This window comes from Pseudaquabacterium terrae (genome assembly GCF_013266755.1).
Lineage (GTDB): Bacteria > Pseudomonadota > Gammaproteobacteria > Burkholderiales > Burkholderiaceae_C > Pseudaquabacterium > Pseudaquabacterium terrae.
The window spans coordinates 426,600-440,951 of sequence record NZ_JABRWJ010000006.1 but is presented as its reverse complement, the minus strand read 5'-3'; the positions used below and the strand labels follow the sequence as shown (position 1 = coordinate 440,951).

16 protein-coding genes are annotated in these 14,352 nt (G+C 70.4%); 8 read left to right on the top strand and 8 right to left on the bottom strand.

The window, feature by feature from the left end; all coding sequences use genetic code 11:
- Window positions 1-6: 6 nt before the first annotated feature.
- The 6 genes from HLB44_RS21275 to alr all read right to left on the bottom strand — a co-directional run bounded on the left by HLB44_RS21275 (window position 7) and on the right by alr (window position 5,062).
- Window positions 7-219 (bottom strand): zinc-finger domain-containing protein, encoded by a 213-nt coding sequence (locus HLB44_RS21275; protein ID WP_173126598.1) that lies wholly within the window; start codon window positions 217-219, stop codon window positions 7-9.
- A 2-nt stretch (window positions 220-221) separates the two neighbouring features.
- Complete coding sequence (locus HLB44_RS21270; RefSeq protein WP_173126595.1) at window positions 222-1,145, bottom strand: branched-chain amino acid transaminase; 924 nt, start codon at window positions 1,143-1,145, stop codon at window positions 222-224.
- 45 nt (window positions 1,146-1,190) lie between these two features.
- Window positions 1,191-1,595 carry a hypothetical protein gene (locus HLB44_RS21265; RefSeq protein ID WP_173126592.1) on the bottom strand — a complete coding sequence of 135 codons (405 nt, stop codon included), beginning with the start codon at window positions 1,593-1,595 and terminating at the stop codon, window positions 1,191-1,193.
- Window positions 1,592-2,401 carry a metallophosphoesterase family protein gene (locus tag HLB44_RS21260; protein WP_246312375.1) on the bottom strand — a complete coding sequence of 270 codons (810 nt, stop codon included), beginning with the start codon at window positions 2,399-2,401 and terminating at the stop codon, window positions 1,592-1,594. Before HLB44_RS21260 ends, HLB44_RS21265 begins: the two co-directional genes overlap by 4 nt.
- Before the next feature lie 214 nt (window positions 2,402-2,615).
- Window positions 2,616-3,977, bottom strand: a complete 1,362-nt coding sequence (gene radA, locus HLB44_RS21255; protein ID WP_173127133.1) for a DNA repair protein RadA — start codon at window positions 3,975-3,977, stop codon at window positions 2,616-2,618.
- Window positions 3,977-5,062 (bottom strand): alanine racemase, encoded by a 1,086-nt coding sequence (gene alr / locus HLB44_RS21250; RefSeq protein WP_173127135.1) that lies wholly within the window; start codon window positions 5,060-5,062, stop codon window positions 3,977-3,979. Before alr ends, radA begins: the two co-directional genes overlap by 1 nt.
- Window positions 5,063-5,278: 216 nt before the next feature.
- Here alr and lplT point away from each other — a divergent pair, with 216 nt between their 5' ends.
- Both lplT and HLB44_RS21240 read left to right on the top strand, forming a co-directional pair.
- Window positions 5,279-6,556: a lysophospholipid transporter LplT gene (gene lplT / locus HLB44_RS21245; protein ID WP_173126589.1), complete on the top strand. Its 1,278-nt coding sequence runs from the start codon at window positions 5,279-5,281 to the stop codon at window positions 6,554-6,556.
- Window positions 6,557-6,561: 5 nt separating this feature from the next.
- Entirely contained in the window at window positions 6,562-7,452 is an 891-nt protein-coding gene (locus HLB44_RS21240; RefSeq protein WP_343051448.1) for a DMT family transporter, read from the top strand.
- Between the two features lie 6 nt (window positions 7,453-7,458).
- On the opposite strand, the gene HLB44_RS21235 is transcribed toward HLB44_RS21240, so the two are convergent.
- Window positions 7,459-8,382, bottom strand: a complete 924-nt coding sequence (locus HLB44_RS21235) for a response regulator (RefSeq protein ID WP_173126586.1) — start codon at window positions 8,380-8,382, stop codon at window positions 7,459-7,461.
- 144 nt (window positions 8,383-8,526) lie between these two features.
- Between HLB44_RS21235 and HLB44_RS21230 the strand changes: the two genes are divergently transcribed.
- Window positions 8,527-9,018 carry a glutathione peroxidase gene (locus HLB44_RS21230; protein ID WP_173126583.1) on the top strand — a complete coding sequence of 164 codons (492 nt, stop codon included), beginning with the start codon at window positions 8,527-8,529 and terminating at the stop codon, window positions 9,016-9,018.
- A 15-nt stretch (window positions 9,019-9,033) separates the two neighbouring features.
- Here the strand turns inward: HLB44_RS21230 and HLB44_RS21225 are convergent, their stop codons facing one another.
- The gene (locus HLB44_RS21225; RefSeq protein ID WP_173126580.1) at window positions 9,034-9,720 is read right to left on the bottom strand and encodes a Crp/Fnr family transcriptional regulator; all 687 of its coding nucleotides are present in this window, start codon (window positions 9,718-9,720) and stop codon (window positions 9,034-9,036) included.
- Between the two features lie 65 nt (window positions 9,721-9,785).
- On the opposite strand from HLB44_RS21225, the gene HLB44_RS21220 reads away from it, so the two are divergent.
- The 5 genes from HLB44_RS21220 (at window position 9,786) to HLB44_RS21200 (ending at window position 14,349) form a co-directional block, all read left to right on the top strand.
- The gene (locus tag HLB44_RS21220; protein ID WP_173126577.1) at window positions 9,786-10,925 is read left to right on the top strand and encodes a DUF2332 domain-containing protein; all 1,140 of its coding nucleotides are present in this window, start codon (window positions 9,786-9,788) and stop codon (window positions 10,923-10,925) included.
- 60 nt (window positions 10,926-10,985) lie between these two features.
- On the top strand, window positions 10,986-12,188 hold the full coding sequence (locus HLB44_RS21215) for an amino acid aminotransferase (protein WP_173126574.1): 1,203 nt from the start codon (window positions 10,986-10,988) through the stop codon (window positions 12,186-12,188).
- 183 nt (window positions 12,189-12,371) lie between these two features.
- Window positions 12,372-12,629, top strand: coding sequence for a BufA2 family periplasmic bufferin-type metallophore (bufA2, locus tag HLB44_RS21210; protein WP_173126572.1), 258 nt, complete (start codon window positions 12,372-12,374; stop codon window positions 12,627-12,629).
- Between the two features lie 62 nt (window positions 12,630-12,691).
- Entirely contained in the window at window positions 12,692-13,540 is an 849-nt protein-coding gene (gene bufB / locus HLB44_RS21205; RefSeq protein WP_173126569.1) for an MNIO family bufferin maturase, read from the top strand.
- Complete coding sequence (locus tag HLB44_RS21200) at window positions 13,537-14,349, top strand: HvfC/BufC N-terminal domain-containing protein (RefSeq protein ID WP_173126566.1); 813 nt, start codon at window positions 13,537-13,539, stop codon at window positions 14,347-14,349. The genes bufB and HLB44_RS21200 overlap by 4 nt, the downstream gene beginning before the upstream one ends.
- Window positions 14,350-14,352 lie beyond the last annotated feature (3 nt).

Here is a 14,352-nt window from a genome sequence, read left to right as displayed (position 1 = left end):
GCTCCCTCAGTGCCCGGCGTGCAGCTTCTCGCCGGCCTTCAGGCGATACGCCGTGCCGCAGTACGGGCAGCGGCCTTCGCCGGTCGTCGCGACGTCGATGAACACCTTGGGGTGGTTGCTCCACAGCGCCATCTTCGGGTTCGGACAGAAGATCACGCCCGGACCGGTGAGGTCCTTCGCGCTCAGCTCGACGACAGCCTTCGGTTCGTTGTTGCTCATGATCAGACGCGGGTCAGCCACTCGGCGTACTTCGGGTTGCGGCCGTTGACGATGTCGAAGAACGCGGACTGGATCTTCTCGGTGATCGGCCCGCGCGAGCCGGCGCCGAGCTCGATGCGGTCGAGCTCGCGGATCGGCGTCACTTCGGCGGCGGTGCCGGTGAAGAAGGCTTCGTCGCAGATGTAGACCTCGTCGCGGGTAATGCGCTTTTCGACCACCTTGAGGCCGAGGTCCTGGCAGATCGCGAACACCGTGTTGCGGGTGATGCCGTTGAGCGCACCGGCCGACAGGTCGGGCGTGTAGACGACGCCGTTCTTGATGACGAACAGGTTCTCGCCGGCGCCTTCGCTGACGAAGCCGGACGCGTCGAGCAGCAGCGCCTCGTCGTAGCCCTCGTCGGTGGCTTCCATGTTGGCGAGGATCGAGTTGGTGTAGTTGCTGACCGCCTTGGCCTGCGTCATCGTGATGTTGACGTGGTGGCGGGTGTAGCTGGAGGTCTTGACGCGGATGCCGCGCTTCAAGCCTTCCTCGCCGAGGTAGGCGCCCCAGGCCCAGGCGGCGACCATCAGGTGGATGGTGTTGCCCTTCGGGCTGACGCCGAGCTTCTCGCTGCCGATCCAGGTCAGCGGGCGCAGGTAGCAGCTTTCGAGCTTGTTCTGCCGCACGACCTCGCATTGCGCGTCCATCACCTGCTGCTGCGTGTAGGGCAGCTTCATGCGCAGGATCTTGGCGCTGTTGAACAGGCGCTCGGTGTGCTCGCGCAGCCGGAAGATGGCCGTGCCGTTGACCGTGTTGTAGGCGCGCACCCCTTCGAAGGCGCCGCAGCCGTAGTGCAGCGTGTGGGTCAGCACATGGACTTTCGCATCGCGCCAGTCGATGAGCTCGCCGTCCATCCAGATCTTGCCGTCGCGGTCGGACATCGACATGTGAGGAGCCTTTCGAAGCGGTGTGTCAGAAGAAGTGGCGCGATTTTAGGCGCCGGCATCCGCCGCGGCGGCCGCATCGGGCGGCCGCGTGAAGTGCCACTCGCTCAAGCGCCCGCCGTGCAGCTCGACCGTCACCGCGGCGCCGCCGGGATCGGTCCAGCGGTAGGTCTCGGGTTCGTCGCGCAGTTTTTCGCCCAGGCTGCGCGTCAGCGCGAGCAGCTCCATCAGACGCTGGCCCTTGCGCAGCTGGGACTGCAGCATCACCGCACTCGCCACCCGGCCGACCGGCGCCTGGCCGGCCAGGCGCATCACCCGCATCGCGCGGCTGAACTGCAGCAGCAGCCAGAAGACCATCACCGAGGCGGCGAGCGCGACACCCGGCCAGCCGTAGACGGCATAACCCAGCGCCGTCGCCACCGCAGCCAAGCCCCAGCCGATCAATGCATTCATGTCGCCGCAATCTCCCGTTCATAGCGCCCGACGAAGCCGGTGCGCAGCGCATCGGCCCAGTCGAAGCGCCCCTTCGATTCGGCCTGCAGCGCGGCCGCTTCCCAGTCGTAAGGCGTCAAGCGGTGCTCGACATGCCAGTGGCCCGCGCGCAGCTCGGCCAGCACCCAGCGCGCGTGCGGACTGCCGGCTTCGACGCGGTGGCGGTGCGGATGGTCGTCGTCGTAGGCCTGCAGCCCGACGCTGCCGGGGTTGACGACCAGCGTGTCGCCGAGCTGCATCGTGCGCGCGACGTGGCTGTGGCCGCACAGCACCAAGCGCGCGTCGGGCACGCCCAGCCGCGCCGCCAGCTCGGCCGGCGTCGCCGCGCGGATGCCCGGCGCGCCGGCCGGTTCGTGGTCGGCGGTGACCGTCTCCATCAGGTAGACCAGGTCCGAGCCCGGCGTGCCGTGGCAGCAGAACACGTCGTCGGTGAGCCAGCGCGTCGGCGGCAGCGCGGCCATCCAGGCGCGCTGCGCATCGTTGAGCAGCGGTGCGGTCTGCGCATCGGTGCGGCTCATGCGTTCGAGCGCTTGCGTCAGCACCTGGCGCTCGTGGTTGCCGGCGATCGTCGGCAGGTCCAGCGCCATCAGCCGCTCGGCGGTCTCGGCCGGCCAGAGTGGGCCGCTCAGGATGTCGCCCAAGTTGACGATCACGTCGGCGCCGGCGCGCCGAGCTTCGGCCAGCACCGCTTCGAGCGCCGGCAGGTTGCCGTGGATGTCCGACAGCACGGCCATGCAACGACGGGCGGGTGGATTCGTCAATGCCATCACGGTTCCCCCGAATTACGTGGCTGCGACCCCGTACACCGGGGTTGCGGGTCGGCGCGGCGAAGCGCAAGCTGTGCAACAGCCGGATGCTCTCGAGCGACGCATGCCGGCACTGTACCGGTGGCAGTGCACCGGGCCAGCGTGTGAAACTCCTCCAGGATGAATTTCCGGCCGCCACAAGCGGCCGGTTTTTTTTTAGGGGTGCTACGGGACTTCACAGCCCGCGCACCACGTCGATCGCTTCCTCGATGCGCTCCACCGCATGCACGGTGAGCCCTTCGATCGGCTTCTTCGGCGCGTTCGCCTTCGGCACCACGGCGATCGAGAAGCCGAGCTTGGCGGCCTCCTTCAGCCGTTCCTGGCCGCGCGGCGCCGGGCGCACCTCGCCGGCCAGGCCGACCTCGCCGAAAGCGATGAAGCCGGCCGGCAGCGCCTTGCCGCGCAGGCTGCCCTGGATCGCCAGCAGCACCGACAGGTCCGCCGCCGGCTCGCTGATGCGCACGCCACCGACCGCATTGACGAAGACGTCCTGGTCCATGCAATCGACACCCGCATGGCGGTGCAGCACCGCGAGCAGCATCGCCAGGCGATCCCGCTCGAGGCCGACCGACAGCCGCCGCGGCGACGGCCCACCCGAATCGACCAGCGCCTGGATCTCGACCAGCAGCGGCCGCGTGCCTTCCAGCGTCACCAGCACGCAGGAGCCGGGCACCGGCGCGCCATGCGTCGACAGGAAGATCGCACTCGGGTTGCTGACGCCCTTCAGTCCGCGCTCGGTCATCGCGAAGACGCCGATCTCGTTGACCGCGCCGAAGCGGTTCTTGATCGCCCGCACCAGGCGGTAGCTCGAATGCGTGTCGCCCTCGAAGTACAGCACCGTGTCGACGATGTGCTCGAGCACGCGCGGGCCGGCCAGCGCCCCTTCCTTCGTGACGTGGCCGACCAGCACGATCGCGCAGCCGCTGGCCTTGGCGGTGCGCGTCAGCTGGGCCGCGCACTCGCGCACCTGCGCGACCGAGCCGGGCGCGCTGGTGAGCTGATCGGAGTACAGCGTCTGGATCGAATCGATGACGCAGAAGGCCGGTGCTTCGGCGGCCAGCGCGGCCTGGATCTTCTCGAGCTGGATCTCGGCCAGCACGCGCAGTTGCGTGCCGGGCAGGCCGAGCCGGCGCGCGCGCAGCGCGACCTGCGCGCCGGACTCCTCGCCGGTCACGTACAAGACCTTCACCTGCGACGACAGCGTCTCGGCCGCCTGCAGCAGCAGCGTCGACTTGCCGATGCCCGGATCGCCGCCGATCAGCACGACCCCGCCTTCGACGATGCCGCCGCCGAGCACGCGGTCGAGCTCGGGCTGGCCGGTCGGCGTGCGCTCGACATCGGCGGCCTCGATCTCCGACAAGGTGGCCACCGGCTGCGCCGCGGCCAGCGCCTGGTAGCGGTGCCGGGGCGCGCCTGTGCTCTCGGCGATGGTCTCTTCCAGCGTGTTCCACTCGCCGCACTGCGGGCACTTGCCGAGCCACTTCGGGCTCGTGCCGCCGCAGGCGCTGCAGGTGTACTGGGTCTTGGTCTTGGCGATCACTCGATGCGCACCGGCACGCGTTGCGCCAGCGCACACATCAGCTCGTAGCCGATGGTGCCGGCGGCGGCAGCCGGCTCGTCGATCGCGAGCAGCGTGCCGTGCGGCCCGCGGCCCCACAGCGTGACTTCGCTGCCGACCCGCGCCGCCGGCACCGGCGTCAGGTCGACCGCCAGCATGTCCATCGAGACGCGGCCGACCGTCGTGCAGCGAATGCCGTCGACCAGCACCGGCGTGCCGCTGCCGGCCAGGCGCGGATAACCGTCGGCATAACCGCAGGCGACGACACCGATGCGCAGCGGCGCCTCGGCCCGGAAGCGGCTGCCGTAGCCGACCGTGTCGCCCGGCTGCAGCTGCTGCGTGGCGATCAGCTGCGCGCGCAAGGTCATCGTCGGCTGCAGGCCCCAGTGCGCGATGTCGTGCTCGGGGTAGTCGGGCGCGCTGCCGTAGCTCAGGATGCCGGCGCGCACCCAGTCGGTCTTCAGCGCGCGGTGGCGCAGGATCGCCGCGCTGTTGCTCAACGAGCGCTCGCCCGGCAGGTCGCGCGTGACCTCGTCGAACACCGCCACCTGGGCCTCGACGCCGTTCGGCCCGTCGGCGTCGGCGAAGTGCGTCATCAGCGAGATCTCGTCGACCTGCGGCAGCGCATTCAGCCGCGCCCACGCGCTGCGGTAGGCGGAAGGGGCGAAGCCGAGCCGGTTCATGCCGCTGTTGAGCTTGAGGAAGACGCGGTGCGGCTGGTGCGTCTTGTGCGCGCCGAGCCAGTCGATCTGCGCATCGTGGTGCACCGCGTGCCACAGGTTCAGCCGCGAGCACAGCTCCAGGTCGCGCGCCTCGAACACGCCTTCGAGCAGCAGCACGGGCTTGCGCCAGCCCAGGGCGCGCACGCGTTCGGCTTCGGCCAGGTCGAGCAGCGCGATGCCATCGGCGCTCTGCAGCCCCGAATAGACGCGCTCGATGCCATGGCCGTAGGCGTTGGCCTTGACGACGGCCCAGAGCTTCGCATCGGGCACTGCGGCGCGGGCGGTGGCCAGGTTGTGGGCCACCGCCTCGGGGTGGATCAGGGCTTCGATCGGGCGCGGCACGGCGGCTTTCGGCAGGGGTCGGACGAGCCGGCCATTCTGCCGGGTCATCGGATCGATGTGGCTCTGCCACTCGATTCGAGCCCCCCTCGGGCGGCGGCGGCGGCTCGCCGACGCCAGGGGGCTCTCGTCAAGGTGCCGTGCTATAACCGCCGGCCGGTCGCGGGGGTGCGGCCGTTCTCGTTGATGCCCTGAGGTTGGGAAGACCAGTCAGAACGAATGAAGAAGGGCTTCCACACCATCATGTCGGCGCAGTTCTTCAGCTCGCTGGCCGACAACGCTTTGCTGGTCGCCGCGATCGAGCTGTTGCGCAGCACGAACGCGCCGGCCTGGCAGATCCCGGCACTGACGCCGATGTTCGCGCTGTTCTACGTCGTGCTCGCGCCCTTCGTCGGCGCCTTCGCCGATGCGGTGCCGAAGGGCAAGGTGATGTTCGTCTCGAACAACATCAAGGTCATCGGCTGCCTGATGATGCTGTTCGGCGGCCACCCGCTGCTGGCCTACGCGGTGGTCGGGCTCGGCGCGGCGGCCTATTCGCCGGCCAAGTACGGCATCCTGACCGAGCTGCTGCCGCCGTCGCAGCTGGTCAAGGCCAACGGCTGGATCGAAGGCCTGACGATCGCCTCGATCATCCTCGGCATCCTGCTCGGCGGCCAATTGGTCGGGCCGCGCATGGCGCCGATGCTGATGGGCTTCGACCTGCCCGTCTTCGACACCGGCATCGACACCGCACCCGAGGCGGCGATCGCCGCGATGGTCGCGCTGTACGTCATCGCCGCGATCTTCAACCTCTACATCCCGCGCACCGAAGCGCCGCTGCAGCCGCTGTCGAGCAATCCCGGCGAGCTGGTGCGCGACTTCTCGCAGTGCAACGCGCGGCTGTGGAGCGACAAGCTGGGCCAGATCTCGCTGGCGACGACGACGATGTTCTGGGGCGTCGGCGGCAACCTGCGCATCATCGTCTTTCCGTGGGCCGCGGCGGCGCTGGGCTACAGCACGACGCAGGCCTCGTCGCTCGCCGGCGTGGTGTCGATCGGCGTCGCGGTCGGTGCGGTGCTGGCGTCGATGCGCATGCGGCTCGACCGGGCGACCTCGGTGATCCCGCTCGGCATCGCGATGGGCATCCTGGTGATCGGGCTCAACGTCATCCGCGACGTCTGGGTTGCCGTGCCGTTCCTGATGCTGCTCGGTCTCGCCGGCGGCTTCCTCGTCGTGCCGATGAATGCGCTGCTGCAGCACCGCGGCCACAACCTGATGGGCGCCGGCCGCTCGATCGCCGTGCAGAACTTCAACGAGCAGGCCTGCATCCTCGGCCTCGGCGCGTTCTACACCGGCATGGTCAAGCTCGGGCTGTCGGCCTTCACCGCGATCGCCGTCTTCGGCCTGGTCGTGGCCGGCACGATGTGGCTGATCGGCCGCTGGCACAAGCGCAACTGCGTGACGCATCGCGACGAGGTCGAGCGCCTGCTGGCGATCGCGCGCAGCGACAAACATTGAGCGCCGTGACGATCACTTCCAGCCGTGCCGATGCGCGGATGCTGGCGCCGCTGGCGCTGGTCTTCAACGCCTTCACCTGGGGCGTCTCGTGGTGGCCCTTCCGCCGGCTCGAGGCGGCCGGCCTGCATCCGCTGTGGCTGACGGCGATCACCTTCGCGGTGGCGGTCGCCGGCTTGCTGCTGGTGCGGCCGAAGGCGCTCGGCGAAGTGGCGCGCACGCCGGCGCTGTGGGTGCTGGTGCTCGCCGCGGGCACCACCAACGCCTGCTTCAACTGGGGCGTGACGGTCGGCGATGTCGTGCGCGTCGTGCTGCTGTTCTACCTGATGCCGCTGTGGGCGGTGCTGCTGGCGCGGCCGCTGCTGGGCGAGCGCATCCATGCCGGCGCGGTGCTGCGCATCGCGCTGGCGCTCGGCGGCGCGGTGATCGTGTTGTGGCCGAAGAGCGGCGCTGGCTTCTCCGCCTTCAGCCTGCCCGATGTGCTCGGCGTGGTCGGCGGCTTCAGCTTCGCGCTGAACAACGTGATGCTGCGGCGCGAGGCGAAGCGCAGCGAGCCGGCGCGCGCGCTGGCGATGTTCGGCGGCGGCATGCTGATCGCGCTGCTGCTGGCGCTGGCGCAGTGGCGATCCGGCGCCATCGGCGGGCCGCCGCTGCCGGCGGGGGGCTGGATCGCCGGCACCGCGGCGCTGGCCGCCTGGTTCGTCGCGTCGAACCTGGCGCTGCAGTACGGCGCGGCACGGCTGCCGGCGGCAACCACCGCGGTGATCATGCTGACGGAGGTCGTCTTCGCCAGCGCCTCGGCGCTGCTGCTCGGCGCCGGCGAGCTCGATGCGCGCACGGCGATCGGCGGCAGCCTGATCCTGGCCGCGGCGGCGCTGGCGGCGCTGCGCCGCGGCTGATCAGGCCTAGAGGGCCTGCACCGGCAACTCCGGCCCGCGCGACAAGCCCTGCTGGCTGAGCCAGCGGTCCAGCGTTTCGAAGTCGAGCGGCTTGCCGAGGTGGATGTCGGCGCCGGCGAGCGTGCTGCGCACGCGGTCGACCGGATCGTGGAAGGCCGAGACGACGGCCAGCTGCGGCGCCTTGCCGCCCGGGTGCACGTGCCGGTGCTTGATCTGCTGGCACAGCGAGAGCCCGTCGAGGTCGCTGTGCGGCCCGAGGTCGATGTCGACGAAGACGAAGCCGAAGGCCTGCGTCGACAGCAGCTCGAGCGCGCGGCCGCTGTTGTGCGCCCATTCGGTCGCCAGGCCGTAGCGCTGCAGCTGGCGGTCGAGGAAGTGCAAGGCAAGCTCGCTGTCGTCGACCAGCAGCGCGCGCCGCAGCGGCTGGGGCCGCAGAGCAGCTTCACGCCGGGCGCGCGAGCGCTCGGCGGCCGCGCGGCGCTCTTCGGGCGACACCACCGGTGTCTCCGGCTCGTCGGCGGCACGCCGCAAGGGGCTCGGCACGGCCTTGCCGATCGTCGTCGGCCGGGCATGCGCCGGTGTCGGCGCCAACAAGGGCAAGGGCCCGCTGCCCGGGTTGTCGCGCAGCGCGACCAGCGCATCGAGCTCGCGCAGCACGTGCACCGGATCGATCGGCCGCATCATCCAGCTGGCAGCGCCATCGGGCCCCTGCGCGCCGACGAACACCGCATCGGGGATGCGGCCCAGCGCCTGCAGCAGCTCGGGCACGCCGGACTGGTCGGCATCGGCGACGACGAAGCGCGCCTCGTCGATGTCCAGCACATGCGTGTAGTGCGGGCTGCGCCGGGCGGCGAGGCGGAAATAGGATGCCAGGGCATTGCGTTCGAAGGCGCTGAAGCCCAGCAATGCAACCGGAATCGGCACAGACATCGCTTGAGGAATGAATCGCTGGTTGTCTAGGGGACGGCCATGGTCCGGGGCGTTCCCCGGATCGTCAACCACGCAAGGCCGGCGAGCTAGGGATTAACATGCCCGGCCTACTGCGAAATGGCCATGGATAGGAGTGTGTCAGCAATGTCTGAACAAAGCATCGGGGATTTTGACGCCCAGACCATCGGTGGCAAGCGCGTCAAGCTGTCCAAGTACGAGGGCAAGGTGCTGTTGATCGTCAACACCGCCAGTGCCTGCGGCTTCACCCCGCAATTCGGGGGGCTGGAGAAGTTGTGGGAGCAATTCAAGGACCAGGGCCTCGTCGTGCTCGGCTTTCCGAGCAATGAGTTCGGCGCTCAGGACCCGGGCAGCGATGACGAGATCGCCTCGTTCTGCCAGGTCAACTACGGGGTCAGCTTCCCGATGATGAGCAAGATCGAGGTCAACGGCTCGAACGCCCATCCGCTGTACAAGTGGCTGACGAAGGAAGCGCCGGGCCTGCTCGGCACGCAGATGATCAAGTGGAACTTCACGAAGTTCCTGGTCGGCCGCGACGGGCAGGTGATCAAGCGTTACGCACCGCAGGATGCGCCGGAGAAGATCGCCGGCGACATCGAGGCCGCGTTGTCGGCTTGATGCCCGCCTCGCCGCTCAGGTGAGCAGCCGGATCCCGCCGTAGACCGGCTGCAGTCGCCCTTGCGCGGCCATGCGCTGCAGCCACTCGTTGACGGTCTGGCGCGACAGCCCGGCCAGTGCGGCGAGCTCGGCCTGCGTCGTGCGCAGCAGCACGCTGCCGTCGGGCGCGGGCGCTTCGGCGCGGCCGGCGTGATCGCGCAGGTGCGTGAGCGCGAGCGACAGGCGCTCGGACGCCGACTGCAGGCGCGAAGCCTGCAGCAAACGCAGCGCGCCATCGTGGCGCTGCGCGAATTCGCGCATCAGCGCGCGGCCGAAGCCGGGCAGGCCGTCCATCAGCAGCTCGTAGCCCGCGCGGCCGATCACCAGCACCTGGCTCGCCCGATGGGCGACGGCCTCGTAGCTGCTGGGCATGCCGCCGGCGAAAGCGGCGAGGCCGAACAGGCGGTGCCGCGCGGCGAGCTCGATCGTCGACACCGCGCCGTCGACGGCGCCGAAGCGCAAGGCAAGCTCGCCGTCGATCACGCCGTACAGCGCGGCGGCCGGCGCGCCCTGGGCGAACAGTGTCGCGCCGGGGCTCAGGCGCTTCAGCCGGCAGTGCGGCAGTGCAGCGCCCAGCGCCGCGGCCGCGGCCGCAGTGTCGAGCGGCAGTTCGGGAAAGTTGGCGCCGAGCAGCGCGCGCAGGCAGGTGTCGAGGCCGGGCATCGTGCGCCCATTGTCGGGCTCCCGACAATGGGCGGCCGCCCGGCCGGTTTACGCTGCGACGCACGATGAACACCCCGCCCCTGCTCACCGATGTCACCGCGCCCGGCGCCGAACCCGCGACGCTCGAACGGCGCCGCCAGCAGTTCCTGCGCTTTGCCGAGACCGAGTGCAGCGACGACCCGCTGTATGTCGCCTTGTGCCGGTTGCTGGCCGAGCGGCCGGCCGCGCTGGCGCTGCTGGATGCGGCGCCGCGCACGCAGCAGCGTCCGAACCTGCTGCTGGCGGCGATCCACGAACGCGTGCTCGCCGGCGCGGGCGGCGGCTTCGCAGCCTGGTTTCCCAGCATGCAAGGTGATCGGCCAGCGGGCGAAGCGCTGGCCGCCGCATTCGACGACTTCCTGGTCCGCGAAGCGCCCCGGCTCGCCGCGCATTGCGCGACCCGCGCGACGCAGACCAACGAGGCCGGCCGCTGCGCCGTGCTGTGGCCGGCGCTGGCGCAGATCACCGCGGCCGCCGGCGCGCGGCCGCTGGCGCTGTTCGATTTCGGCTGCAGCGCCGGATTGAACCTCGGCGTCGATCGTTACCGCTACCGGCACGGCAGCGCGCTGTCGGGCGCGCTCGACGATCCGGCGGCCCCGTGGATCGACTGCCATCCGGTCGGCGGCCTGGCCCCGCCCGAGCTGGCGCCGGCGCGCATCGTCGCGCGGCTGGGCGTCGACCCGGCCCCGGTGGACCTGCACGATGCCGACGCCACGCGCTGGCTGCAGGCCTGCCTGTGGCCGCACGACCAGCGCCGGCGCGCGCGTTTCGACCAGGCCGCGGCGATCGTGCGCGGCGCCGGCTGGGCGGTGCGGCGCGAGGCCGATTGCTTCGCGGCGATCGAGCCCTGGCTCGACACGCTGCCGCGCGAGACGCTGCCGGTGGTCTTCAACAGCTGGGTGCTGGCGTACTTCGACGCGGCGGCGCTGCAGCGCCACATCGACGCGATGCGCGCGCTGGTGCAGCGCCGCCGCGTCTTCTGGCTGAGCGCCGAAGGGCCGGGCCTGGCGCTCGGCACACCGCCGCCGCTGCCCGCCGGCGATCAGGGCGTCAGCGCGGCCGAGCTGGCCAACGCCTCGTCGTGGTGGCTGACGCGGCCCGACGCGGACCCCCGGCTGATCGCGCGCAGCCATCCGCACGGTCGCTGGGTCGCCTGGAATCGGTGAGCTTTTCGGCGCCGGGGCTTTGATAATCCCGGGTTCCCGCAACGCCACGAGAACCCGCGCATGTTCCAGCACATCACGCCGTACGCCGGTGATCCGATCTTCGCGCTCGTCGACGCCTTCAATGCCGATCCGCGGCCGCAGAAGGTCAACCTGTCGATCGGCATCTACTTCGACGAGGCCGGCAAGCTGCCGGTGCTGGACAGCGTGCGCCACGCCGAGGCGCAGATCGTCGCCGCCGACGGACCGAAACCCTACCTGGCGATGGAGGGCGACGCCGAGACGCGCAAGCAGGTGCAGATGCTGCTGCTCGGTGCCGACCATCCGGCGATCGCTGCCGGCCGCGTCGCGACGATCCAGAGCGTCGGCTCGTCGGGCGGCCTGAAGGTCGGCGCCGATTTCATGAAGACCTGGCTGCCCGAGGCGCAGGTGTGGGTCAGCGATCCGACCTGGGACAACCACCGCTCGATGTTCGAGGGCTCGGGCTTCCAGGTGAACACCTACCCGTACTACGACGCCAGCACCGGGGGCGTGCGCTTCGACGCGATGCTCGACACGCTGCGCACCCTGCCGGCCCGCAGCATCGTGCTGCTGCACGCCTGCTGCCACAACCCGACCGGCGTCGACCTGACGCGCGCGCAGTGGGATGCGCTGATCCCGGTGCTGCGCGAGCGTGAGCTGCTGCCCTACCTCGACCTCGCCTACCAGGGCTTCGGCGATGGCATCGACGAAGACGCCTACGCGGTGCGCGCGCTGGCCGATTCGGGCATCACCTTCTTCATCGCCAACTCGTTCTCCAAGAGCATGAGTGTCTACGGCGAGCGCTGCGGCGCGCTGTCCGCCGTCTGCGCCGATGCGGCCGAGGCCGCGCTGGTGCTCGGCCAGCTGCGCTACACCGTGCGCCGCATCTATTCGAGCCCGCCGATGCACAGCGCGCGCATCGTGTCCCGCGTGCTCGGCGATGCCGAGCTGCGCGCGCAATGGGAAGGCGAGCTGGCGGCGATGCGCGAGCGCATCGCGGCGATGCGGCGCGCGCTGCACGACCGGCTGATCGCGCTGTTGCCCGGGCGCGACTTCGGGTATTTCCTGAGCCAGCGCGGCATGTTCAGCTACACCGGCCTGAGCGCCGCGCAGGTGGACCGCTTGCGCGAGGAGCATGCGGTCTACCTGATCCGCTCCGGCCGCATCTGCGTCGCCGGGCTGAACACCAGCAACGTCGAGCGCACCGCGCAGGCGATGGCGGCGGTGATCGGCAGCGGCGGCTGATTCACGCCAGGCTGCATCCGATGCGCGCCGGGGCGCGTATCAGGTTCTGGTCGAATTGACCGGTGGCGCGTGCGATGTAAGGTACGCGCTGCCGGTCGCGACACACGTTGCGCGATGTCGGCTCCGGCCTCCCGGGCCGGGTGCGCTTCCAAGCTGTTCCCATCCATTCGAAAGGAAGAGACCATGAAGAACCTGAAGTCCGGTGTGGCGATCGCGACGGCCGCTGCCGCCCTGTTCTCGATGGGCCTGGCCCAGACCGCCAGCGCGCAGACCGCCGACAAGGGCGTCAAGTGCACCGGCACGAACAGCTGCAAGGGCAGCAGCGAGTGCAAGACCGCCAGCAGCTCCTGCAAAGGCAAGAACAGCTGCAAGGGCCAGGGCTGGGTCACCGTCAAGTCCGACAAGGACTGCACCGACAAGGGCGGCAAGGTCGTCAAGTAAACGGGCCGCGCGCGCTGCGACGCCGGAGGGCGTCGCACGCGCTCGCAGCACCGTCGACCACGATGAGCAGCAGCACCCCGATCGACGGTTTCGGGCTCGGGCTGCGCACCGAGCACTACGCCGACTTCGAGCGCGATCAACCGCCGCCGGTCGACTGGCTCGAGATCATCAGCGAGAACTATCTCGTGCCGGGCGGCCGGCCGCTGGCGCACCTGGACCGCATCCGCGCCGACTTCCCCATGGTGATGCACGGCGTGTCGATGTCGCTCGGCGGCACCGATGCGCTGAACCGCGACTACCTGCGCGAGCTGAAGGCGCTGGCCGCGCGCGTACAGCCGGCCTGGCTGTCCGACCACCTGTGCTGGACCGGCGTCGACGGCCGCAACCTGCATGACCTGCTGCCGCTGCCGATGAACGAGGCGGCGCTCGCGCATGTCAGCAGCCGCATCGGCCAGGCGCAGGATGTCCTCGGAAGGCGCATCGCGATCGAGAACCTGTCGAGCTACGTGCGCTTCGCCAGCGATCAGATGCGCGAATATCAGTTCGTCGCCGAGCTGCTGCGCCGCACCGACTGCCTGCTGCTGCTCGACGTCAACAACGTCTGGGTCAGCAGCGTCAACCACGGCTTCGACGCCCGCGCCTACATCGACGCGATGCCGGCCGAACGCGTGGTTCAGATCCACCTTGCCGGTCACTCGGTGCAGGGCGGGCTGCTGATCGACACCCACGACGCGCCGGTGTGCGCCGAGGTCTGGGATTTGTACCGCTACACGCTGCAGCGCATCGGTTTCCGGCCGACGATGATCGAGCGCGACGACCAGATCCCGGTGCTCGATGACTTGCTGGCCGAGCTGGACATCGCGCGTGGCATCGCTGCCGAGGTCGCGGCGGCAACGCCGGTCATGACATGAACGCCTTGCGCGAGCAACAGCGCGCCTTCGCCGCCGCGGTGGCCGACGGCGCCGACGCCGGCGCGCTGCTGGCCAACGACCCGCGCGGCGGGCCGCCGGCGCTGTCCGCCTATCGCTACGCTTACGCGGCCCGACTCGCCGAAGCGCTGCGCGACAACTTCGAGGTGCTCGCCCGCGCGCTCGGCGACGAGGGCTTCGACGCGCTGGCCCGGGCCTACATCGCCGCTCATCCGTCGACCGAACCGTCGATCCGCTGGTTCGGCCACCGCCTGGCCGACTTCATGGCCGCAGCGCTCGACGCCGACGACGGCCTGGTGCCGCACCCGGCCCTGGTCGACTGCGCACACATGGACTGGGCGCTGCGCGCCGCCTTCGACGCCGCCGACGCCGCGGTGCTCGAGCGCTCGGCGCTGGCCGCCGTCGCCCCCGACGCCTGGCCGGGCTTGCGCTTCACGGTGCATCCGAGCGTGCAGCTGGTGGCGCTTCATTGGGCGATCGAACCCGCGTGGCGCCTGCTGCGCGAAGCCGATCCGGACAGCGGCGACGAGCCAGACCTGCCGCCGCCGCAAGCCGCGCCGCACCGGCTGCTGGCCTGGCGCCAGGGCACCGAGACGCTGTGGCGCTCGCTGCCCGACGACGAGGCCACGCTGCTGCAGGCGCTGGTCGACGGCGCCGACTTCGCGACGCTGTGCGAAACCGCCGCGACGCTGCAGGACGATGATGAAGCGGCGCCGGCGCGGGCCGTCACGCTGCTGGCGCAGTGGCTCGACGAAGGTTTGTTATCGACCGTGTCGGTACCCGACGCCTAGCCG